Below are 23190 nucleotides of genomic sequence, written 5' to 3' on the forward strand. Positions count from 1 at the left end.
GGCCCCAAAAATGGGTTTTTTCGCCGCAGCCTAGGGATTTTTAGGGTCTTCGACGTAGTCTGTGGTTTTTTGGAGTTTGCCGTCTCTTCTGGGTGCCCACTTTCTGTGTCGAAGAACCGATTTTTAGAGTTTGCCGACCACGATTTAGCACTCAGCCAGGACCTGCATAACTGGAAACCCGGCCTGGAGCAATGCCAAACAGGCAAAGGTCCTGATCAGGGTGTTTCCCTGGCCCAGCATAAGCTCCAGCTCAGCTTCGGCCTGCCGGGCGCCCAGGATTTGGCAGGCCTGAAAAATGAACTCCTCCCGGTCCGATCCCCGTATCATCTCCGTAATCGCCGGCACTGCGGCCCGGCCGGGGACGTGAGCGAGCATGGAAACCAGGATGGTGATCACACTCTCATCCTCGACCCGGTTTACGGCCTGCAGGATGCGCTGCTCGGCGCACAAACGACCGGCCTCGCCAGGTGAGCTCAGCTCATTCCAGGTGGAAGGAGTTCCCTGCAAGGCGATGAGCCATTCAGTGATCAGGGACTTGAGTCGACCGTCATCCCGGCTGGATCGGAGCCCAAATACTGCGTGCAGGGCTTCGGGAGCAGCAGTTGCCAAGAGGGCCATGCCCGCATATTCTCGGACTGTTCGGCTTTCAGACTCCAAAAGCGGGGTCAGGTCAGGGACCGCATCTCTGCCCTGCCAGGCCAAAGCCAGAGCCAGGTCCATGCACATGTCCGCATCGTGTTCCTGGAGGAGAAGCCCAGTCAGGTACGGGATAGAGGCTGAACCGGAAAACCGCAGACTCTGAACCACGGTCCGCTGCAGCCGAAGGTTTGTCTTCTGGGCATACACATCACGCATATCCCGGCCGTCTGCCCCTCCAAACAGGCCAAGGCCCCACAGGGCAACCGCCCTGGTGTTCACGCTGCGTGTCCGGTCCAGGATCAGGGTGTGCAGGTCGTGTTGGCCTTTGGTCCCCCATGAGCTCAGACCGGCCAGGACGACAGGGGTCCAATAGGCACCTGGAGCCAAAGAGGTCTTGGCCTCCCAATCCGCAAGAAACTGGCTGGCCCGAACATCGCTGAAATCCGCCGGAGCCTCTGTGTACAGGGACCAGATCTGACGGTCAGCTGCACTGGAGGGTTGCCATGAGAGAGTGGCCAGAGCCTGAACCGCGGCCCGGCGTATGTCCGGATCATGGTCGTACAGATAGGTGCGCAGACGATCTGCGTCTTTGGGCTCGTCCTGCACAGACCGGATATGTTCCAGCATCTGCCTTTTGCTCCGGCCGGTCTGGAATTCCCTTTCCGGTATGGACTGAAACTGCTTGACGAGGCGCTGGAATGTTTTCAACATAAGACCTCCCTGGTATCAAGAGGCGAGTGTGTACATGGATGCCGTCCTGACCGGAAGGCAGCTTGGGTCTGAGGCAGTGATCTCTAGGCCGAATGGCGCATTATCTTAAGGAGCACGAGTATGTCGAATGCCCAGGATGTTCTGGCCCCTATCCGTCAGTTCATGTCCAGCAGAACCCTGCTGACTGCCTGTGAACTGGACCTCTTCACCGCCCTGGACCGGACTCCGGACACTGCCCCGGGACTGGCCGAATCCCTGGGAGTCGACCCCAGGGCCTTGACCAGGATCCTGGACTGTCTGGTCACCCTGAATTTCTTGACCAAAAGCCCTGCACAGATCTATCAGCCTGCATCCGCCGGCCGTTTGCTGTCCTCCGACCACGAAGAGACAGTCCTCCCCATGGCCAAGCATCTGGCCCATACCTGGAACAACTGGCATTATCTGACCGAGACTGTGCGCCGGGGGGAAAACCCGCACCAGCAGCACGTGACCAACCTGGACCCAAAGGAGCAGAGATCTTTCATCGGGGCCATGCACGTGGTGGGCCGTGAACTCTCCCGGGACATCGCTGCTGAATACGACGCCTCATTCGCCGGATCTTTGCTGGACATCGGCGGAGGGTCCGGGGTGTACACCACAGCCTTCCTTCAGGCCAATCCGGGACTTAGGGCCGCTGTCTTCGACCTGGAACAGGTCATTCCCCTGACCAGGCAGTTCATCGCCGAGCATGGTCTGGAGGACCGGGTCGACTTTGTCGCCGGGGACTTTTACCTCCACGAGCTCCCTTCGGGGTTCGACCTGGCCCTGCTCTCGGCCATTATTCATCAAAACAGCCGCCAAGAAAACCGGGATCTGTACCGCAAGGTCTACAAGGCCCTGAATCCCGGTGGCAGGCTGTTGATCCGGGATCATATCATGGATGAGGACAGGACCAAACCAGGGGCCGGGGCCATGTTTGCCCTGAACATGCTGGTCAATACCAGGGGCGGGGACACCTATACCTTTGCTGAAGTCCATGATGATCTGCAACAGGCAGGATTTGTCGATATCAAGGACCTGCGCAGCGGGCAGGACTCGTTTGAGCGCATGGACTGCCTGGTTGAAGGACGAAAAAAAGATTCTTGAACTCTGCCGCCGAGTTCCAGAAATGCACGCTTTTCAACTCAGAAAACAAGGCTGGAGACATGTTGCGCACACTTATTCACTACACCATATTTTTCGGCCTCCTGGCCTGTATCCTCCTGGCCCTTCTCGGGTATGTATCCAGGCATCAATCCCCCATAGGGCTTATTGAAGGCCAGTTGATGAACTGCCCGGAGCGGCCGGTGTGCGTCTCCAGCAGACAGGACAAGGATCATCCCTCCTGGGTCCAGCCCCTGAAAATCAACGGCCCGGCAGACGCGGCCTGGGAGCGGATTCAATCCTGTGTCCAGGAGATCGGAGGAACCATTCACACGGTACAGGATCAGTATATGTGGGCCACATTTCGTTCGGCTGTCTTCGGCTTTGTTGACGACCTGGAGCTTTCCCTGCACCGGGACACACGTCAGATCCAAGTCCGGTCGGCATCCAGAATCGGGTTCTATGACTTTGGTCAGAACAGAAGCCGGGTGAACAAGCTGCGGACCTGCTTCCAGAACCACCAGCCCCAGGCAGAGGACGGATAGCCCATGCATCCGAGACCGGCTTCCTCATCCAAGGGCTTGGTCGTATTCGTCGCCCTTCGGGACCTGATCCTGTTCATCGCCGGAGTCTGGTACTTCGAATTCCATGTGGGCTATACCTTTCCGGATGAAAACAATCTTCTGCTCTATTTTGTGGCCATCCCCATCATCTGGGCCACTCTGATCCAGATCTGGACCACAACGACCTACAAAGAGCAGAAGAACACCGCAATGTCCGTTTTTACCCATCTCGTGGCCGTTCTTATCCTGATCAGCACAATCTTCTTGATCAGCGCCACCTTAAAGACCATTCAGCCCAGCCTGGACCCCTTGGGCAATGTCCTGTTCCACTTTGTCGGCTGGACGGTCATCGTCTGTCTTATCTATTACGACCTGGTGGATATCTGCCGCCTCTCATTATAAGAAATACAGGCTGTTGGCCCGTCGAAGGACACACCATCACTATGTTCGGAATAGAAATCTTAATCATAGCCGATGACCCTGCCTCCATGCAGGAATTGCAGACCAAGCTCCAAGACAAAGGGTATGGAGTAACCTGCTGCCTGGGCAGAGACAAAGGCTTGACAGCCATCGAGGAAACGGAATTCGATGTCGTCCTCATCGATCTGGAGCACGAATCAATTGACGAATTCACTATGCTCCGGCGGACAAAGGAGTTGTATCCGGACACAGAAGTCATCATCATCACCGCTTCTGCCTCGGTTGAAATCGCGGTCGAGGCCATCAAGGAAGGAGCCTTCCATTATCTGGCCAAGCCCTTTCATCCAGACGAGGTCCTTTTTCTGATCAAAAATGCGTTGGACAAGCGAATCATGCGCCTGGAGCTCATGGAGCTCAGGGACCTGGTTTCCGGAAAGCGTTATCTGAACAAGCTGATTGGCAAGAGCCCAAAAATCCAGCAGCTGAAAAAAAAAATCACTAGAATTGCCCCCCTGGACTGCACCGTCCTGATCCGGGGGGAAACCGGAACAGGAAAGGAGATGGTTGCCCGGATCATCCACCGCATGAGTCTGCGGGCAGAGCGCAAGTTCCTGGCCGTAAACTGCGGAACCCTGAATCCCGAGCTTTTGAGCAATGAACTGTTCGGTCACGAAAAAGAGGCCTTTACCGGGGCCCAGAAGGTCAAAAAAGGAGTATTTGAAGCCATCTCCGGGGGAACGATTCTTTTGGATGAAATCGGGGACATGCCGTCCCAGATGCAGGTCCAGCTTCTGCGGGTGCTGCAGGAAAAATCCATCATTCGAGTCGGAGGGACCGAGGAAGTTCCGGTTGATATGCGCATCCTGGCTGCCACCAACCGCCCGTTGCAGCAGGAGATTGCCAGGGGAACGTTCAGAGAAGACCTCTATTACCGGCTCAATGTTTTTACTTTGCGCCTTCCCCCCTTGCGGGAACGACGGGATGACATCCCCTTGTTCTGCCGATACTTTGTGGACAAATATGCCCGGCAGTTCGAGAAAGAGATTCCCCACATCGCCCCGCCTGCCATGCGGGCGATTTCAGCCTATTCTTTTCCGGGGAATGTCCGGGAATTGGAAAATATTATTGAACGGGCAGTCGTTTTGGCCGATGGGCCGGTGATTATGCCCGAACACCTGCCCCAACGGGTCCGCGGTCAAACCGCGAAGTCCGTGGATCATCCAAGAGCCGGCAGACTTTCGACTCTGGCTGAACTGGAGCGGGAACACCTGATCCGGGTTCTGGAGCACACAGGCAACAATAAGTCCAGGGCGGCACAAATCCTGGGCATTGACCGGGTCTCTCTGTGGCGAAAGATCAAGCGCTATGGCCTGGAAAAGGATTCTCATGTTGCATGATGCAACTCGTTGCATTATGCAACATGGATGAGCCACCGGCGTATTTCCCGGCCCGGACCCGCATCCACCCGCCACCTGTTGCATATTGCAACGAACGCCAGGGGCCCTTCCCGTTTATCTCTCTGTTATTATTTGCTTTTACCTTGCAGGTTCATGTGGCACGCCGCTTGCTCTATACCTTCTGTACTCGGATTTGAAAACTCTCACAGAACAGGAGGATATACGTCTATGAGCTTGATTATTTCTCTTTTTTCACGAATCAAGGAATTCTTTGCAGCCATCGACCGTCTTGAAGAGCGGGCCACCTTGGCTCAGGCCGGCCACAAGCCGGACAGCAGGTCGTAGCATTCCTCTTTGGTCCCCTGCCCCTTTTCGCCATACCTCCCAGCCTAGGCCAAAAAGCAGGGGGCCATTTCAACGACAAAAGGGCCCTTGCGGGCCCTTTGCCTGCCGGCATTCCTCTTCGCTTGATTTGCAAGGCAAAACGAAACTTTGGGTAACTGTTCCGCCGCATGGGAAGCGCAAGATGCGCATCACATCAGGGGCTCTTGGACACAGAAAGTGGAATTGCCTACATAGGAGTTTGCCGTCTCTTCTGTGTGCCGTGAGCGGCAGGCCCGCACATTTTCTTGGTCCCGCCAAAAGGGGGAAACCAGGCACTCACATGCATGATATGCTCAGTCCATCTGAAGGCAATGTCCATCATGTGAGTGCCTGGAGGGGGCAGGGATCCCCCCTTTGGCGGGGTATAGAAAATACCGGGCCGAAAGTGGGCACACAGAAGAGATGGCAAACTCCAAAAATCCACAGGCTGCGGCGAAGAACCACATCATGCCCTTTGAGCACACACCCTTACGGTGGGGTCTGAACAAAAAAACGACCAAAAAATCGTCCTTATTCCAGCTCCGGCTGCAAGACCCTACTCTTCCCAGGAGATGCATTCCACTGGGCAGGAATCCATGGCCTCTTGGATGTCGTCCTCCGGGCCGCCTTCGGGCTTGATCACATAGGCCTTTTCCGTATCCGCGTCAAAGGCGAACACCTCGGGGCAGATCTCCACACAGCTCTCGCATCCAATGCACTCTTCCTGATCCAACACAACTTTCTTGCTCATGTCGCCTCCGGAGAATAAAGGGTTCTTCGATCTTGTCGGTGAATGTTACCGCATTTCTCGATTCTGCTCGTCGACAAAGACCAGCCTGGGCTCGTGCCCATCCAGCTCGTCCCGGTTCAGCCAAGTGTACGCGGCAATGATAACCTTGTGCCCTGCCCGCCCCTTGAGAGCCGCAGCACCGTTGAGGCCGATCTCCCCCTGGTTGCCGACAATGGCATAGGTGGTCAGCCGATTGCCGTTGGTCACATTGTACACGTCCACCTGCTCATTGGGCAATATGCCGGATGCCTCCATCAGCTTGGGGCAAATGGCTATGCTTCCCACATAGTCGACATCGGCAAAGGTAATCGTTGCCCGATGAATCTTGGCCTGTAAAAAACACCGCATTGCCATTTTATCATCCTTGAATCAGCATGTTATCGATAAGTCTGGCCGAGCCCACATGCACAGCCACAGCAGCCAGAACCTGGGAATCGATTCGATCCACCGGGGTCAGTTCCCAGGGATGGACGAAGTGCACATAATCAATGCGTCCAGACGGTATGTTCCGGGCATAGTAGTCTTCCAGCCGCGATTTGAGCTTCGCGGTCCCGGTTTCCCCATCCCGGACCCAATCCTGGATGTATTGCAGACCGGCATAGATATGGGCAGCCTGTCTCCGCTCCTGGTCGCTGAGATACGCATTTCTGGAGCTCATGGCCAGGCCGTCCTCTTCCCGGACGATTGGTCGTCCAACAATCTGCACCGGAAGATTCAGATCTCTGGCCATACGGGTGATGACCACCATCTGCTGCCAGTCTTTTTGGCCGAAAACCGCTGTATGCGGCAGGGCCATATTCAGCAGCTTGCAGACCACGGTACACACCCCGCGGAAGAAATGCGGCCTGCTCTGCCCGCACAAATAGGTGCTCAAACCGGGCACGTCCACCCAGGTATCGTGATTGGGGCTGTAAACCTCATCCGCTTGGGGAGTGAACAGGATGTCCACCCCGGATTCCCGGGCCAAGTCCTGGTCCCTCTCCAGGTCGCGGGGATAGCGGTCCAGGTCTTCGGCTGGACCGAATTGTGCGGGGTTGACGAACAGACTGACCAGAACAGTGTCCGCATTCTCCCGGGCCCAGCGCATGAGGCTCAAATGTCCTTCATGAAAGTAGCCCATAGTCGGGACCAAGGCAGTGACCCGTCCGGAACAGCGAAGATCAAGGCACTGGTTTTGGAACGCATGTACTGAACTGAGAACCTGCATGTTTCCTTCCTGTCAAGGGGTCTCGCGCCGCTTCAGGCCGCCGGCAATCAGTTGATCCGGGAAAGTGTCCCCGGATCATATCCCACCTGAACCAAAGTCAGGCCTCTGGCCGGAGCTGTAGCCGGACCCAAGCGGCGGTCCCTGCTTTCCAAAAGAGAACGCAACTGGCCGATACCCATCTTTCCCCTGCCCACAGCCACCAAGGCCCCCATGAGGTTACGGACCATCTGCTTGACAAAGCCGTTGGCTGTGAAGCTGCAGTCAATCCGGCGGTCTCTGTCCCTTATTTCAACATCATGCAAGCGACGTACCGTATGAGCCACCGGTGTACCGGCGTTCTGAAAAGCGGCAAAGTCATGCTCGCCCCGGATGACTTCAGCAGCCTCCCGCAGGGGAGCGGCTTCCACTCCGGGCATCCACCAGACAAAGGGCCGATCCTGGGGCAATACATATTCCGGATGGGTCCACAGGGAGTACACGTACTCCTTTTCCCGGGCCGAATACTGGGCATGGAATCCGGGGTGGACATATTGTGCCTCCCGTACGGCAATATCCTCGGGAAGCATACGGTTCAAGGCCCGGACCCAGGGCACATCACACCGCTTTTGGGGAACATCGGCGTGGGCCACCTGGCCCAGGGCATGCACCCCGGAGTCTGTTCGGCCTGAACCGTGAACCACAACCTTCTGGGAACAGATTGTGGACAGGGCATCCTGCAGGCAGCCCTGCACTGTACGTGTCCCGGGCTGAACTTGCCAACCCTGGAAATGAGTGCCAGTATAGGCCACAATCAGTTTCAAACGGGGCATGAGCTTCAGGTGCCCTTATTTTTCCAACCTGTCAAGGATATCTGCATAATGACCGCCACACGCAACATCTATCTGCAAACAGTGCCGATTGAGCAGGCAATCGAGGAAATAAAGTCCCGCATAGACCGCACCGCCCTGGCCGGCACCGAGATCGTCCCCACCCATGAAGCAGCCGGGCGGATCACAGCTCAAGCAGTGTACGCCAAATGCTCGTCTCCCACCTACCATTCCGCAGCCATGGACGGGATTGCAGTCAGAGCGGAAAGCACCTTTGCGGCCCGGGAAGGCAGTCCGGTCAGCCTCAAGGCAGGCCAAGATTATCAGCCGGTGAACACCGGAGAGCCTATGCCCGGGTTCGCCGATGCAGTGATCATGATCGAGCACGTGCACCAGGCTGACCAACAGACTGTGCACATCGAAGCTCCGGCCCATCCCTGGCAGCACGTCCGGCGCATCGGGGAAGACATTGTGGCCACTGAGCTGATCCTGCCCCAAAACCGGGTCCTGAATGCGTACGATATCGGTGCCTTGCTCAGCGGCGGGATCTTCGAGCTGAACGTTCGGCAAAAGCTGCGGGTCCGTATCATTCCCACCGGGGACGAAGTCCTGGACTTTACCACCCGGCCATCTCCCCAGCCTGGAGAGGTCATTGAGAGCAACTCGCAGGTGATGGGGTTAATGCTCGGATCCTGGGGCTGCGAGGTAACCCGGGTTCCTCCGGTTGCGGACAATGAACAGGAGCTCACTCAGGCCCTCCGGGACGCCCTGGACGCGGGAAGCCATATGGTCATCATCGGAGCAGGCTCTTCGGCCGGGACCAAGGACTACACCCGCAAGGCGATGGAAAACCTGGGAGAGGTGCTTATCCACGGCCTGGCGGCCATGCCGGGCAAGCCCAGTCTGTTCGGGCTGAGCGGCAACACCCTGCTGGTCGGAGCGCCGGGCTATCCGGTGAGCAGCGTGATCTGCTGCGAGCAGGTCCTGCGCCCCATTATCTTCTGGCTCGGCCATATCCGCCCCCCGTCCCGGCCCACGGTTCAAGTTTCCTTGACCCGCAGCGTTCCCTCCAAGCTGGGACAGGATGAATTCCTGCGCCTGAGCATCGGCCGGGTGGGCGAGCATTGGGTGGCGACCCCCTTGCCCCGGGGGGCCGGCCTGATCACCTCCCTGACCAAGGCCCAGGGCATGGCCAAGATCCCCAGGTCCTCGGAGGGCCATCCGGCGGACAAGCCCCTGACAGCCGAATGCCTGGTCTCCAGGGATGAGCTGGAGCAGACCCTGGTCTGTGTGGGCAGCCACGACAACATCCTGGATCTCTTGGCCAACGAGCTCATGGACCAGGAGAAGCCGATCACCCTGGCCTCCACCCATGTGGGCAGCGTGGGAGGACTGCAGGCCCTGAAGCGGGGAACCGCACACCTGGGCGGGTCCCATCTCTTTGATCCGGACAGTCAGGACTACAACTTCCCCTTTCTGGACAAGTACCTGCCTGGAGTGGAGGTGCAGGCGGTCAATGTGGCCATCCGCCATCAAGGCCTGATCGTGCCCAAAGGCAACCCGAAGAAAATTTCCACAATCAAGGATCTGGCCGACTCTCAATTGATGTTCATCAATCGCCAGCGCGGGGCCGGGACCCGGATCCTGTTCGACGACCACCTGCGGCAGGCGGGCATATCTTCGGATCAGATCACCGGCTACGACCAGGAGGAGTTTACCCATATGGCCGTGGCCGTGAATGTCCTTTCCCAAACCGCTGACTGCGGCATGGGCATCTACGCTGCGGCCAAGGCCCTGGACCTGGACTTTGTCCCCTTGGCCCGGGAGCGCTATGACCTGATCATCCCTGCGGCCCATATGCAAGATCCCAAGGTCCAGACCGTGCTCGCCCTGCTCCGGGACGGCGATTTTCAAAACAAGATCGAGGATCTGGGTGGATATGAGACTCAACTGAGCGGCCGGATCATGCAGCCAGGAATGGGGCTGGGCACATAACCGGTAGTCGGTGGTCCGGAGTCAGTCGCCGGATTGCCCAATCAAGACAGGTGCGGTTGGCAGGGCAAGTACCGCCCAGATTTTACCGGCTCTTCGACCCAGAAAGTGGAATTGCCTACATGAGAGTTTGCCGTCTCTTCTGTGTGCCGTGAGCGGCAGGCCCGCACATTTTCTTGGTCCCGCCAAAAGGGGGAAACCAGGCACTCACATGCATGATATGCTCAGTCCATCTGAAAACAATGTCCAGCATGTGAGTGCCTGGAGGGGGCAGGGATCCCCCTTTGGCGGGGCTTAGAAAATACCGGGCCGAAAGTGGGCACACAGAAGAGACGGCAAACTCCAAAAATCCACAAGCTACGTCGAAGAACCATTTTACCCCAGGTCTATGATGCACGCATCCCCGATGGCCAGATCCAGGTGCCGGGCGCATGGACGTTGGTTGCAGGCCAGCTCCAGATAGCCCTGACTGCCGGCCAGAAGGCCCACGCTGTCTTCTGGGATTCTGGCGTAGGTGGAAACCGCATATACGCTCTCCCGCCTGGGATGCAGGAGGGCAAAAGACGACCCGGCCGGAAAGCGTCGGCCCCAGGTCCGACAGTCCAGATTCAGGATGCAATTGCCGAAACCATCCACGTGCATCACAGTCGCCTGCACCTGATTCCCATGCAGGACGGCTAAGCTCCAATGCGTGCTCCTGCAATCCGCAGGGGTGATCTCTGTACCAAGCTCCGCAGCTTCGACACCTTCAGCCAACCGGCAGGCCAAGGGAGCAAAGACATCCCGGCCGTGAAAGGTTGCGCTCACCTCATTTTTCGGAGCCGGAGAATTGATGCGCCACACACGGCAGTCGGTCTGGCTGGTCAGAAGTAGGCCGATAAGGCCGTTGTCCGGGGTCAGAACAGATTTTTTGTTCTGCTCAAACAAGAGAAGAGGCCGGCTGGTCCCCACTCCGGGATCGACCACAGCCAGACCGATCGACCCTTCCGGGAGATAGGGCCAGGATGAGGCCAGGAAAAATCCGGCCTGTACGGCATTGTGGGCCTGGACCCCGTGGCTGAGATCCAGGATAGTGGCCTGTGGACACAAGGACCAGAGAACGGCCTTCATCTGCCCTACATAGGGATCCTGAAGACCGAAATCCGTGAGCAGAAAAAAGGTTGGTGGCTTATGCGGACCAGGCATGTTCAGTTGGTTTCGATTTTCCAATTCTCATCTGCCGCCTGATGCTCGTGAAACTGCCATGAAAATACTCTTTGCCCTTCTCGTGGTTGCCGCCGGCATGGTCGCCCCGACCCAGGCCGGGATCAACGCCAGACTCAGTCAGTGGGTGCACAGCAACTTCCTGGCCGCCCTGGTATCCTTTATGGTCGGCACACTGGGCCTGCTTGTGCTCACTGTGGCTCTGCGCATCCCCTGGCCTGCGTTGAGCACAGTAAGCGCAAGTCCGTGGTGGGTCTGGATTGGAGGCTTCGGCGGCGCATTCCTGGTTACCGTGACCATCATCGCGGTGCCCAAGCTGGGGGCCACCACCATGTTCGCCTTTTTCCTGGCCGGGCAGATGCTGGCCTCGCTCATCCTGGATCACTTCGGGCTTCTCGGCTATCCGGTCCACCCCATCTCCATGTGGCGGGTGGTTGGTGTTTTCCTCCTCTGCGCCGGGGTGCTGCTGATCAAGAACACCTGATGCAGACATTTCCCCCTGAACGGGACTGACTCCCGCCTATCTGGGCCCGGCCAAGGCTTTCCATGCATTGATCAGCCCGTTGGTGGAGTTGTCGTGGGCTGAGACTGATCCAGGGCTTTGCAGTTCAGGCAGAATGGCCTTGGCCAATTGCTTGCCCAGCTCCACGCCCATCTGATCAAAGGAGTTGATGTTCCAGACCGCGCCCTGAACGAAGATCTTGTGCTCATACAAGGCCATGAGCGCTCCCAAGGTGTAGGGAGTGAGCTCCTCAACCACTATGGAGCTTGATGGGCGGTTTCCGGGGAATGTCTTGTGCCGAACCAGCCGTTCCACCTGCTCCTGGTCCAGCCCCTGCGCCTTGAGCTCCTCTTTGGCTTCCGCTTCTGTCTTGCCCCGCATCAGGGCTTCGGTCTGGGCAAAAAAGTTGGCCAGCAAAATCTCATGGTGTTCGCCTATGGGATTCAAGCTGCGGGCAAAGGCGATGAAATCGCAGGGCACGAGCCTGGTTCCCTGGTGCAAAAGCTGGAAGAACGCGTGCTGGCCGTTGGTCCCCGGCTCTCCCCAGATGATCGGTCCGGTGGGATAGTCCACAACCTCGCCGTCCATTGTGATCCGCTTGCCGTTGCTTTCCATCTCCCCTTGCTGCAGATAGGCCGGGAAATCCTCCAGATACTGATCATAGGGGAGCACAGCCTGGCTTTCCGCCCCCAGAAAAGATGAGTACCAGACAGCCAAGAGCCCCATGATCGCCGGGACGTTCTCCTCCAGTTCCGCGGTTTGGAAGTGTTCGTCCACCATGTGCGCCCCGAGCAGAAAGTCCTCAAAGCGGTCCATTCCAATGAGCAGGGCCAGAGGCAGACCAATGGCCGACCATACAGAATACCGCCCGCCGACCCAGTCCCAGAAACGGAACATATTTTTCGGATCGATCCCGAACTCCCGGACTTTGGGCTCATTGGTGGATACGGCCACAAAATGCCGGGCCACATCAGCCTTCTCCCCGAGCTCGTCTGTCAGCCATTTCCGGGCGGAACGGGCATTGGTCATGGTTTCCTGAGTGGTGAACGTCTTGGAAGCGATGACGAACAGGGTTGTTTCCGGGTCCAGGGCATGGAGGCACTGATGCAGATGCGTGGGATCGATGTTGGAGACAAAATGACAGGAGAGTCCGGGCTGGCCGTATGCGGCCAGGGCTTTGGCCGCCATGCGCGGTCCGAGATCAGATCCCCCGATGCCGATATTGACCACGTCTGTGATCTGCCTCCCGGTGCTTCCGGTCCACTCCCCTGACCTGACCCGGGCGGTGAACTCCCGCATCTGGTCCAGAACCGCGTTCACCCCGGGCATCACATCCTGTCCGTCGACTTCTATGGGGCGATTGGACCGGTTGCGCAGGGCGATATGCAGGACACTTCGGTCCTCGGTCCGGTTGATCCGTGCTCCGGAGTACATGGCCTGGATCTTTCCCTCCAGATCCATTTCCCGGGCCAGTGAAAACAGAAGCTCCATGCACCGGGTGTCGATGCGCTGCTTGGAATAGTCGTACAGAATCGGCCCCAAGCGAAGGGAAAAGCGTTCAAAGCGACGCGGATCGTCCCGGAACATATCCCGGAGATGTGCCTGGTCCATGACCCGGCGGTAATCAGCCAAGGCCTTCCAGGCCTGAGTCGACGGTGGCGTAGGCATAGAGCCTCCTTGTCTTCGGTGGTCTGTGGTCTGTGGTCACCCCCGGCACCTGTCAATCTCCCTTTTTCAGGCGCCAGCCGTGGAGCAGGCCGAAGGCCCCGGCCAGCATCATATCCCCGCCAGGGGCCGGAAAGGTCACCGGGTAGCCGTGCAGCATGTCCCGCCGCGGGCCCAAAACGACAGTAGCATCAAAAGAGGCTTCCTCCGGGCAGCCGGAACACAGCATGCATCCATGGCCATTGTCGGCAAAGATTTCCTGGTTGTCCAGCTCCCGGTCTTTGAACCGTCGCAAAAGTTCCCAGAGCTTGCCTGCATCCAAAAGGCCTGTGTGATGTTCAAAAATCCCGTAGATGCGGTCCTTATAGACGAGAAAGGCAATGGTATGGCTGTTGCCCACATTAACCACCAGCACCCCGTGTTCACTGGACTGGGCCTGGATCGCAGGATCGTACAGGGCCCCGAGAACAGCCGCAGCCCCGGTATCGGCCACTGGCCCCCCTCCGGTCATGGCCTGCACAGCCTGCAGCCGGGTCAGCTCCTGCGGAGGCCGCTCGAACAGGAGGTCCTGCACCCGTCCCTGAGTTTGGCTCAAAAGCTCGGTCCACAGGGAAAATCGTCCCAGGCGGTTGCTGGCTTGAGGATGAAACCCGTGATCTTGAGCCGCGGCCAGGACCATATCCGGGATATCCAGCCCGGCCTGGGCCAGCAGCCCCCGCCAGAACCCGGGATCGAAGTCCGAGAGATAAACCGGGCAATACCCCGCCGGGCATGCCTCACGGAGGGCAACACCCCGCTTCTCCAGCGAGCGAACATCGTCGGACAGGGACAGGGCGGCCTGGGGATGGGCGGCCACGGACAGCCCCTTTTCCAGATGTGCCCACACCCGGCCGCCAAACCCGCCGCCCATCACTTGGCCGTAGAGGTATATGTCCTTGCCGGCCTGGGTGCGCTGCTCTATCTGCCGGCTGACCAGCTGGGCCGGAGAGGGAAGGACGAACTTGGGGCAGTTTTGCATGGGCTGACCGGACTGATAGTACAAAACGTCCTGGGTCCCACTGCCGATATCTATGCACAGGATATTCATGCAGATACTCAATTTGTAGTTTACAGTAACATCCAATGGCAAAGGTTAGGAAAATTTGGCTCTTCGACACAGAAAGTGGAATTGCCTACATAAGAGTTTGCCGTCTCTTCTGTGTGCCGTGAGCGGCAGGCCCGCACATTTTCTTGGTCCCGCCAAAAGGGGGAAACCCGGCACTCACGTGTATGATAAGCTTTCGTCACACAGAAAGCAGTGACCTGCACGTGAGTAGCCGGGAGGGGGCAGGGATCCCCCTTTGGCGGGAGTTAGAAAATACCGGGCCGAAAGTGGGCACACAGAAGAAATGGCAAACTCCAAAAATCCACAGGCTACGTTGAAGAACCGAAAATTTTTGGCCCGCTTGAAGCGGGCCAAAAATTTATGCCGCTTCCTCTGACGTCTCCAGCACGAGGACCAGCTCCCCGTTTTGCTCATCAACAAGCACCTGCTGACCCTCCATAAGCTCCCCGCTTATCAGCTTCTTGGCCAGGGTGCTCTCTATATGGGTCTGCAGGTAACGGCGCAACGGCCTGGCTCCGTACACTGGATCATAGGCTTCACTGGCGATGAAGTCCTTGGCCTTGTCCGAGAGCCGGATACCGATCTTTCGGTCAGCCAGGCGGCCTTCCAGACGCTGCATGAGCAGATCGATGACCTGCTTGATCTGCTCTTGGAGCAAGGGAGTGAACATCACGATTTCGTCCACCCGGTTCAGGAATTCGGGCCGGAACTCGGAGCGCAGGGTGGTCATCACCTGTCCCCTGGCGTCTTCCTTCAGCTCGCCCCGCTCGGTGATGCCCTCGAGCAGGAACTGGGACCCCAGATTGGAGGTCATGATGACGATGGTGTTCTTGAAGTCCACCACCCGGCCGTGACTGTCGGTCAGCCGGCCGTCGTCCAGGATCTGAAGCAGGATGTTGAACACATCCGCATGGGCCTTCTCGATCTCATCCAGAAGGATGACCGAGTACGGCTTGCGGCGTACGGCCTCAGTCAGCTGTCCGCCCTCTTCATAGCCCACGTATCCCGGAGGGGCCCCGATCATCCGGGCCACGGTATGCTTTTCCATGTACTCGGACATGTCCAGCCGGATCATGTTCTCTTCAGAATCGAACAGGGATTGGGCCAGGGTCTTGCAGAGCTCCGTCTTGCCCACCCCGGTCGGCCCGAGGAAGATGAAGGAGCCGATAGGCCGGTTGGGGTCCTTAAGTCCGGCCCTGGCCCTCAGAACCGCATCGGCCACGGCATCCACCGCTTCATCCTGGCCCACGACCCGGTTGTGCAGGACCTCGGGCAGGCGAAGGAGCTTATCCTTTTCCCCCTCCAGGAGCTTGGACAGGGGGATGCCCGTCCAGCGGGAGATTATTTCCGCCACGTCGTCCGGCCCCACCTCCTCCTTGAGCAACTGGGGCTTCTCTTCTTCCTCCGGGCTTTCTTCCTTCTCTTTGATCTGGCGTTCCAGATCGGCCAGCTTGCCGTAGCGCAGCTCAGCCACCCGGTTTAAATCGTAATTGCGCTCAGCCTCCTCAATCTCCAGCTTGGTCTTTTCCAGCTCTTCCTTGAGCTGCTGCATGCTCTTGATGGAGTTCTTTTCCTTTTCCCACTGGGCCATGAGCTGGGACTGGTTCTCCTTGGCCTCGGCCAGCTCCTTCTCCAGGGTCTCCAGGCGCTCCTTGGAGGCCTTGTCCGACTCCCGGCGCAGGGCCTCGCGCTCGATCTCCAGCTGCATGATCCTCCGGTTGATCTCGTCCAGCTCTGTGGGCAGGGAGTCGATCTCCGTGCGGATCATGGCCGCGGCCTCGTCGATCAAGTCAATGGCCTTGTCCGGGAGATTGCGGTCTGTGATGTACCGATCGGATAGAGTGGCAGCTGTAACCAGGGCCGAATCATTGATCCGCACCCCGTGATGGACCTCGAAACGCTCCCGCAGACCGCGGAGTATGGAGATCGTGTCCTCCATTGTCGGTTCGGTGACCATGACCGGCTGAAACCTGCGCTCCAAGGCCGGATCCTTCTCAATATTCTTCCGGTACTCATCCAGGGTGGTGGCCCCAATGCAGTGCAGCTCGCCTCTGGCCAGCATGGGCTTGAGCAGGTTGCCGGCGTCCATGGAGCCCTCGGTCTTGCCCGCGCCGACTATGGTGTGCATTTCGTCCACAAACATAATCACCCGGCCCTCGGATTCCTGGATCTCCTTGAGCACGGCTTTTAAACGCTCCTCGAACTCGCCCCTGTACTTGGCCCCGGCAATCAGGGATCCCAGGTCCAGGGCGAATATGGTCTTGTCCTTGAGGCCTTCGGGGACATCCTGCTTGACGATACGCTGGGCCAACCCTTCGGCGATGGCTGTTTTGCCCACCCCGGCTTCGCCGATAAGGACCGGATTGTTTTTGGTCCGCCGGCTCAGGATCCGGATGACCCGACGGATCTCTCCGTCCCGGCCGATGACCGGATCCAGCTTGCCCTTCCGGGCCTCTTCCACCAGATCCCGACCGTATTTCTTCAAGGCGTCGTAGGTCCCTTCCGGATTGGCCGAGGTCACCCGCTGATGGCCGCGGACCTCGGTGAGCAGTGAAAGTATCTTGTCCTTGTCAATCCTGAAGCTGCGGTTGACCTTGCCCACGCTGGTGGATTGGGGTTCCTCCAGCAGACTCAGGAACAGGTGCTCGACACTGACGTATTCGTCCTGCATCTTCGCAGCCAGGTCCTGGGCCTTGACCAGGAGAGCGTTCAACCGCTGGGTGACATACACCTGGCCGGGCTGGGCCCCGGGCCCGCTGACCTGAGGGATCTTTTTCAGCTCCGCGATGAGCGCATCCTTATAATTCTTTATACCCACGCCGCCGCGCTGCAGGAGATCGCTGACCAGCCCTTCCTGCTCCACCAGGGCCAGGGCCAGGTGTTCGACCTCTACCTGCTGATTGTTGTACCGGGTGGCTATATTCTGCGCTTCAGAAAGCGCTTCCTGTGATTTTTGGGTGAATTTATTTAGATCCATATATTTCCTCCATCATATTTTGTATGACAAACTGTTATGAGTTATTGGTTAATAGTTATCAGGATCCGATTGGGTAACCACTCCCAGTCGGTATCGGTATCGGTATCGAAATCGTTTGTATGCTTCGTTAGCGCAAGCGTGCCTGCGCCATGGCAGGCATGTCGGTTAGTTACTATTAGCATGCTGCACTGAAGCTGCGCGGGAAATACATTCCCGCTTGCTTCATGCGCGTCTCCCTAAGCCCGGGGCTGAAACCGGGACTCCGCTGCCAGCTGCTCAAAGAGTTCCTTCTCTTTCTCGCTGAGGTGCTTGGGAACCTTAATCACCACCTGAACCAGCTGATCGCCTTTCTTCGCCCCCCGGCCTAGGCCCTTTCCCCGCAGCCTGAGCTTTTGCCCTCCGCTGGTCCCGGGCGGAATCTTCATCTCCACCGAACCTTCCAGGGTGGGCACGGAAAGTGTCGCCCCCAGAGCGGCTTCCCATGGAGCCACGGGGAGATCATGGATAATGTTCTGCCCGTCAACCCGGAATTGGGAATGGGGCAAAAGCTTGACTCTAAGGTAGAGATCCCCGGCAGGACCTCCGCCTCGTCCGGGGCTCCCCTGCCCGCTGAGGCGAATCTTGGACCCATCGGTGACTCCCGGGGGGATGGTCACATCCAGAGTCTTGTTCTGAACATGCGGGCGGCCGTCCGGCCCGGCGGTTTGTTCCTGGAGGGTGAGGGTCTTGTGCCCGCCTTTGAAGGCCTCCTCCAGGGAAAGCTCCAGGGTGGTCTCTGCGTTTTGGCCCTTGGCTGCAAAATCATGCTCCGCAAATCCGGCTCCGCCGAATGGACCGGCTCCGCCGAACCCGCCCCGGGCCTGCTGATATCTGCCCCCTCCGCTGTGAGGGCCGCCCTGGCCGAAGAGGTCTCCGAAAATGGTCTCAAAAAAGTCGCTGAATCCGCTTCCGAACTGCGCACCGCCACCGGGTCCGCCGAAGGTGAAACGCACATTTTCATATCCGGGGGGTGGCTCGAAGTTTTGTCCGTGTTCCCAGTCCGCGCCCAGCTGATCGTAGCGCTTTCGCTTATCCGGATCCTTGAGAACCTCGTAGGCTTCATTGACCTCTTTAAACTTTGTCTCCGCCTCTTTGTCGTTCGGGTTCAGGTCCGGGTGGTATTTTCTGGCTAATTTCTTGAAAGCTTTGGAAATATCCTCCTGGGACGCATCTCTGGACACCCCCAGGGTTTGATAGTAATCTTTATAGGATACACTCATACCACATCCCCTTTTTGGCCAAGTGTGTATTCACCGCCGGTAAACGCTTCCCGCGCGCCGTCGCGCTCAACGAGTCGCCATCGGGCATGTACCTGAAAATTCGTTTACATTTTGCGGCATATTGTAAAAATTAATACCCTGGGACCAAGAGTCAAGGAGGCATATTTTCATTCTTGACATAGGCCTGGAAGTCAGAGTAAAAAATTTAGTTTTTAACGGACTGCCCAGTTCAGACCCCCAGCCGGCCTGCAACGGGCAGATCACGGATATCAACCGGCAAGCTTTTGATTTGCCCACATGTGTGCACTCTATCAGGCCGAGGAGGACCGAAATGGCCAAAACCAGTATATTTGATCACGCCGAAAGGACCCAGGAAGGACTGAAGCTCAACGGGTTCATCCTGCATCAGATCGTTGAACAATGCGAAGGCTGCGAGCGGATTCACACCGTGGAAGGCGAACGCTACTGCTCCAGCTATCCCCAGCCGGCAGCCAAATGGCGGCATGGGGCATGCAACTTTGCCACCCATGTCAAGGCAGATATGGACAAGGAAGGCAAGGTCAAGGTCAACCCGTTGAAGGCCTCCAAACGTGCGGCCCGGGGCCGGTAGAAATCCACATGGTTTCAGATGCGTGTCTTCCCCTGAGCAGTGTCTTGATACACTCCGCGGCAAGGCCCCTGCATCTCGAACCCGGCTTGCATAACCTGTCGAGCCATATCAGTTATGGATAATGAGCTTTTTTCCTGCCTCGACCAGGAGGGGGAAAACGTTGCCTATCTTCAGCAGGAGCTGGTTTCCAGACCTGCATTGGGCCCGGAGAACGGCGGCCAGGGAGAGCAGGACAAGGCCGACTTTCTGCTCTCCTATCTCTCCCACATCGGTCTGCACCGGGTGCGCAACCTTGCCTCTCCTGATCCCCGGGTAGAGAGCGGACAACGGCCCAACCTCATGGCCGTGCTTCCCGGGCGGAATACAAGCCGAACCCTGTGGATCGTCTCCCATATGGATGTCGTCCCTGCCGGCGATCTCCAGCTGTGGAAGACGGATCCGTTCACCCTTGCCCGGGATGGAGACCGCATTTTCGGCCGGGGCGTGGAGGACAACCACCACGGCCTGGTTGCATCCCTGCTGGCGGTCAAGACACTCATCTCCACCCGGACTCCTCCAGCAATGAATCTGGGCCTTCTTCTTGTCGCTGATGAAGAGACCGGGAATGCCCATGGACTGGAGTACGTGCTCAACGAGCATCGATCCGAGTTTCAGAGTCAGGACCAATTCCTGGTTCCAGACTTCGGGGAGCCAGACTCGTCCTTGATTGAAATAGCGGAAAAAGGCTTGCTGTGGCTGAAGTTGACTGTCCACGGACAGCAGTGCCATGCATCCACCCCCCAGGCCGGGAAAAACTCCCTGCTGGCGGCTGCCCAATGCATCATGGAACTGCGCAAGCTGTACACCATTTTTGATGCCACCAATCACCTCTTCGCCCCACCGCATTCCACATTCGAGTCCACTCGAATTGAAGCCAATGTCCCCAATGTGAACACCATCCCCGGCCGGGACGTTTTCTATACCGACTGCCGGGTTCTTCCCGGCTATTCCCTGGCAGAGGTGTTGGACCGGGTCCGCAGCATTGCGGACGGCGTATCCCGCAGCCTTGGGCTATCCATAGACGTGGACGTCGTCCACCGGCAAACGGCCTCGGAAACCAACCCCGAGTGCATGCTGGTATCCGGCCTGCAGGACGCAATCTCCAGGGTCTACGGGATTCAGGCCCGGCCCGGAGGTATCGGCGGAGGCACAGTGGCCGCCTATGCCCGGCACCAGGGATTCCCGGCTGCTGTCTGGGGCACCCTGCCTGGAAACGCCCATCAACCCAATGAACAGACCTCGATCAGGAACATACTCCAGGACGCCAAGGTCATGTCCGTTTTGGCCTGCGGGCTGGACTGATTTCCGGCTTTGATGCGTACGGTCCTTCGGCCGCCGTTTCTAGACAGGACAGCATCCTAACCGTGATTGTACGCTTAAAGGGAACCAACCACTTCCACAGCAAGGAGGAGCAGAGTGGACGAAACTTCTGAAGGGGGTTTATGGACCTCGATCCGCAACTTCTTCAGTGGCAAAAGCGAAAGCCCGATTGAAAACGTCATCAGCGAAGCCAGGCTGGACAATGAGCTCAGTGCAGACACCGCCGGCATGCTCCTGAATATTCTCCGGCTCGGGAATTACCAAGTCCGGGAAATCATGGTCCCCAGGACCGATATTGACTGTGTTGAAGAAAAGTCCAATCTCGCCGACGTGGCCGAGGTAATCATCTCCAGCGGCCATTCCAGGATTCCGGTCTACAGAGGGAACAAAGATCACATCGTGGGCATCATCCATGCCAAGGACCTGCTCCCCAGCCTGCTCCATCCCGAGGATGCCCAGGGCAGCCTGGAAGACCTCATGCGCCCTCCCTTCTTTATCCCGGAAACCAAAAACGCCAAGAACATGCTCCTTGAGTTCCAGAACAAAAAGGTCCACTTGGCCATAGCCATTGATGAATACGGCGGAACATCCGGACTGATCACCCTCGAAGATGTCCTGGAGGAGATCGTCGGAGAGATCGAGGACGAATACGACAGTCCAAAGCCGGAAGACATCCAGATCCTTGAGGATGAAAGCTGCTTGGTTTCCGGCCGGACCTCGCTGGACGATTTGAACTCCGAGCTGGGCATCGATTTGAACTCGGATTATGTGGAAACGGTCAGCGGCTATCTCACTGAGCGCATCGGACGGGTCCCGCAAACAGGGGAGCAATTTTCACTCGGCGGCTACTCCTTTCAGATCAAGGAAGCGGACAGCAAGCAGGTTCAATGGGTCTTGATCCATCCCGGGCCTCAGCCAGCAGTCGAGCATGAGTGATCGATTCGCATGGTCAGTGCTTCTCTGTGCCGCAGGGACCTGGCTGGGGTTTGCCAACCCGCTGCTCCACCTGCCCGTTCTGGCCCTCGTCCTGCCGATGAGCCTCGCCTGGCTGGGACTTCAGGCCCGGTCTCTCAGGCAGGCCTTTTTCCGGGGCTGGCTGGCTGCTTCGGCCGGATATGCCGCTGCCTTGTACTGGGTGAGCATTCCGGTGCACGAATTCGGCTCCCTGCCCTGGATCGCTGCCGTGCCCTGCCCGATTCTTCTCGGACTGTATCTCGGACTGTACGCCGGCCTTTTCTGTCTTGCCCTGGCCTGGGCTGCTCCACGCACGGGGTGGCCGGTGCTCATACTTCTGGCCTGGACCCTGTGGGCCAGTCTGGAATATATCCGGGAGATTTTGCTGACCGGATTTCCCTGGCTTGGTCTGGCCCAGGCCTTCGCCCCGTGGCCGGTTTTTCTCCAGGCCGTATCTGTGCTTGGAGCCCACGGTTTTTCCGGATTGCTGGCCGGAATTGGGGTCGGCTTTGTGCTCGGGGTGCACAGGCCCAGGGCGTTGATCGCGCCAGCAGCCGCCCTCTGCGGCCTGACTCTTTTCGGAGTCTGGCATATACAGCACCCGGCTTTGACCCAGCAATCCATCAACCTGCCTGCTGCCCTGATCCAGGGGAATATAGAGCAGGGCCTGAAATGGGATCCGGCCTTTCAAAGACAGACCCTGAACCGCTATCTGCGGATGAGCCGGAACGCGGTCCGGGAGCACGGCGCGGAGCTTGTGGTCTGGCCGGAAACAGCCATTCCTTTTTATGTCCAGGAAAACACCGAACTTTCCACCAAGCTGCGCAGCTTCTGCCGCAATCATCAGGTGGCCCTCTTCACCGGAGCACCGGGATACAGCCTGAGAGATGGTGGAACAGAGGTCGTCTCCCACAACCTGGTCTATCTCTTCGGTCCCGACGGCTTGGTTCGGGGGACATATACCAAGGAGCATCTGGTTCCTTTCGGCGAATATATCCCGTTTGGCAGCTACCTGCCATTCATCACCAGAATGGTCCAGGGAGTCGGGGACTTCCGCCCCGGAGACCGCACCGCTCCCCTGGAGTATAAAGATCTTGCCTTGGGCGGCCTTATATGCTATGAAGTAATATTTTCCGGGCTTGTACAGCATCGGGTCGCCGCCGGAGCAAATCTGCTGATCAATGTGAGCAACGACGCCTGGTTCGGCAGATCATCTGGTCCTCGTCAGCACCTGCACCAAGCGGTGCTCAGATCCATTGAGCAGGGTAGAGGCATGCTCCGGGCAACCAATACGGGCGTCTCTGCAATCATCGATCCCCAAGGCCGCATTCTGCAAAGCACAACCCTGTTCGCTCCCGAGACTCTTCAGGCAGACAGCCTTCCTGCCGGGCACGGCCGGACGTTTTTTTCCAGGCATTATCATCTGCTTCGGGCCGCTTTTTTCCTGCTCGCGGCGATCGCGATGCTCTGGATCCGAATGCACAACCCGGGCAAACCCCAACCAGACCACACTTGTGGCAAGCACACACAGCGCCATGAACGATAA

Annotated in this window: 20 protein-coding genes; 10 read left to right on the forward strand and 10 right to left on the reverse strand. The window is 58.0% G+C overall.

Annotated elements, in window-relative coordinates; genetic code table 11:
- Positions 1–144: 144 nt before the first annotated feature.
- Positions 145–1350: a HEAT repeat domain-containing protein gene (locus tag N902_RS0109005; protein WP_027370674.1), complete on the reverse strand. Its 1206-nt coding sequence runs from the start codon at positions 1348–1350 to the stop codon at positions 145–147.
- Between the two features lie 120 nt (positions 1351–1470).
- Between N902_RS0109005 and N902_RS17165 the strand changes: the two genes are divergently transcribed.
- The 4 genes from N902_RS17165 to N902_RS0109025 are packed head-to-tail and all read left to right on the forward strand — an operon-like array spanning position 1471 to position 4852.
- Positions 1471–2475, forward strand: coding sequence for a methyltransferase (locus tag N902_RS17165; RefSeq protein WP_051564463.1), 1005 nt, complete (start codon positions 1471–1473; stop codon positions 2473–2475).
- Positions 2476–2534: 59 nt separating this feature from the next.
- The gene (locus N902_RS0109015; RefSeq protein ID WP_153304181.1) at positions 2535–3017 is read left to right on the forward strand and encodes a DUF1499 domain-containing protein; all 483 of its coding nucleotides are present in this window, start codon (positions 2535–2537) and stop codon (positions 3015–3017) included.
- A 3-nt stretch (positions 3018–3020) separates the two neighbouring features.
- The gene (locus tag N902_RS0109020) at positions 3021–3437 is read left to right on the forward strand and encodes a hypothetical protein (protein WP_244147396.1); all 417 of its coding nucleotides are present in this window, start codon (positions 3021–3023) and stop codon (positions 3435–3437) included.
- A gap of 41 nt (positions 3438–3478) precedes the next feature.
- On the forward strand, positions 3479–4852 hold the full coding sequence (locus tag N902_RS0109025) for a sigma-54-dependent transcriptional regulator (RefSeq protein ID WP_027370677.1): 1374 nt from the start codon (positions 3479–3481) through the stop codon (positions 4850–4852).
- A gap of 919 nt (positions 4853–5771) precedes the next feature.
- Here the strand turns inward: N902_RS0109025 and N902_RS0109035 are convergent.
- Genes N902_RS0109035 through truA form a run of 4 tightly spaced genes read right to left on the reverse strand, consistent with a single transcriptional unit; the run spans position 5772 to position 8021 of the window.
- A complete protein-coding gene (locus N902_RS0109035) occupies positions 5772–5966 on the reverse strand; it encodes a ferredoxin (RefSeq protein WP_027370678.1) in 195 nt (64 codons plus the stop codon).
- 45 nt (positions 5967–6011) lie between these two features.
- A complete protein-coding gene (panD, locus tag N902_RS0109040; RefSeq protein ID WP_027370679.1) occupies positions 6012–6359 on the reverse strand; it encodes an aspartate 1-decarboxylase in 348 nt (115 codons plus the stop codon).
- Positions 6360–6363: 4 nt separating this feature from the next.
- Positions 6364–7212: a pantoate--beta-alanine ligase gene (gene panC, locus N902_RS0109045; RefSeq protein ID WP_027370680.1), complete on the reverse strand. Its 849-nt coding sequence runs from the start codon at positions 7210–7212 to the stop codon at positions 6364–6366.
- A 47-nt stretch (positions 7213–7259) separates the two neighbouring features.
- Positions 7260–8021, reverse strand: coding sequence for a tRNA pseudouridine(38-40) synthase TruA (truA, locus tag N902_RS0109050; protein ID WP_027370681.1), 762 nt, complete (start codon positions 8019–8021; stop codon positions 7260–7262).
- A gap of 48 nt (positions 8022–8069) precedes the next feature.
- Here truA and N902_RS0109055 point away from each other — a divergent pair, with 48 nt between their 5' ends.
- The gene (locus tag N902_RS0109055; RefSeq protein WP_027370682.1) at positions 8070–10013 is read left to right on the forward strand and encodes a molybdopterin biosynthesis protein; all 1944 of its coding nucleotides are present in this window, start codon (positions 8070–8072) and stop codon (positions 10011–10013) included.
- 372 nt (positions 10014–10385) lie between these two features.
- On the opposite strand, the gene N902_RS0109065 is transcribed toward N902_RS0109055, so the two are convergent.
- The gene (locus N902_RS0109065) at positions 10386–11219 is read right to left on the reverse strand and encodes an SAM hydrolase/SAM-dependent halogenase family protein (RefSeq protein ID WP_244147397.1); all 834 of its coding nucleotides are present in this window, start codon (positions 11217–11219) and stop codon (positions 10386–10388) included.
- Positions 11220–11253: 34 nt separating this feature from the next.
- Between N902_RS0109065 and N902_RS0109070 the strand changes: the two genes are divergently transcribed.
- Positions 11254–11697, forward strand: a complete 444-nt coding sequence (locus N902_RS0109070; protein ID WP_027370684.1) for a DMT family transporter — start codon at positions 11254–11256, stop codon at positions 11695–11697.
- Between the two features lie 36 nt (positions 11698–11733).
- Here N902_RS0109070 and pgi read toward each other — a convergent pair whose 3' ends face one another.
- The 4 genes from pgi to N902_RS0109090 form a co-directional block, all read right to left on the reverse strand.
- Positions 11734–13383 (reverse strand): glucose-6-phosphate isomerase, encoded by a 1650-nt coding sequence (gene pgi, locus N902_RS0109075; protein ID WP_027370685.1) that lies wholly within the window; start codon positions 13381–13383, stop codon positions 11734–11736.
- A 52-nt stretch (positions 13384–13435) separates the two neighbouring features.
- Positions 13436–14467: a DUF1786 domain-containing protein gene (locus N902_RS0109080; protein WP_034622386.1), complete on the reverse strand. Its 1032-nt coding sequence runs from the start codon at positions 14465–14467 to the stop codon at positions 13436–13438.
- 376 nt (positions 14468–14843) lie between these two features.
- Positions 14844–17462: an ATP-dependent chaperone ClpB gene (clpB, locus tag N902_RS0109085; protein WP_027370687.1), complete on the reverse strand. Its 2619-nt coding sequence runs from the start codon at positions 17460–17462 to the stop codon at positions 14844–14846.
- Between the two features lie 236 nt (positions 17463–17698).
- Complete coding sequence (locus tag N902_RS0109090; protein WP_027370688.1) at positions 17699–18721, reverse strand: DnaJ C-terminal domain-containing protein; 1023 nt, start codon at positions 18719–18721, stop codon at positions 17699–17701.
- Between the two features lie 331 nt (positions 18722–19052).
- On the opposite strand from N902_RS0109090, the gene N902_RS0109095 reads away from it, so the two are divergent.
- The 4 genes from N902_RS0109095 to lnt all read left to right on the forward strand — a co-directional run bounded on the left by N902_RS0109095 (position 19053) and on the right by lnt (position 23190).
- Entirely contained in the window at positions 19053–19331 is a 279-nt protein-coding gene (locus N902_RS0109095; protein WP_027370689.1) for a PxxKW family cysteine-rich protein, read from the forward strand.
- Positions 19332–19445: 114 nt separating this feature from the next.
- Entirely contained in the window at positions 19446–20672 is a 1227-nt protein-coding gene (locus N902_RS0109100; protein WP_027370690.1) for a M20 family metallo-hydrolase, read from the forward strand.
- Positions 20673–20786: 114 nt separating this feature from the next.
- A complete protein-coding gene (locus N902_RS0109105; protein ID WP_027370691.1) occupies positions 20787–21626 on the forward strand; it encodes a hemolysin family protein in 840 nt (279 codons plus the stop codon).
- A complete protein-coding gene (gene lnt, locus N902_RS17170) occupies positions 21619–23190 on the forward strand; it encodes an apolipoprotein N-acyltransferase (RefSeq protein WP_051564466.1) in 1572 nt (523 codons plus the stop codon). Before N902_RS0109105 ends, lnt begins: the two co-directional genes overlap by 8 nt.

Source organism: Desulfovermiculus halophilus DSM 18834 (assembly GCF_000620765.1).
Lineage (GTDB): Bacteria > Desulfobacterota > Desulfovibrionia > Desulfovibrionales > Desulfothermaceae > Desulfovermiculus > Desulfovermiculus halophilus.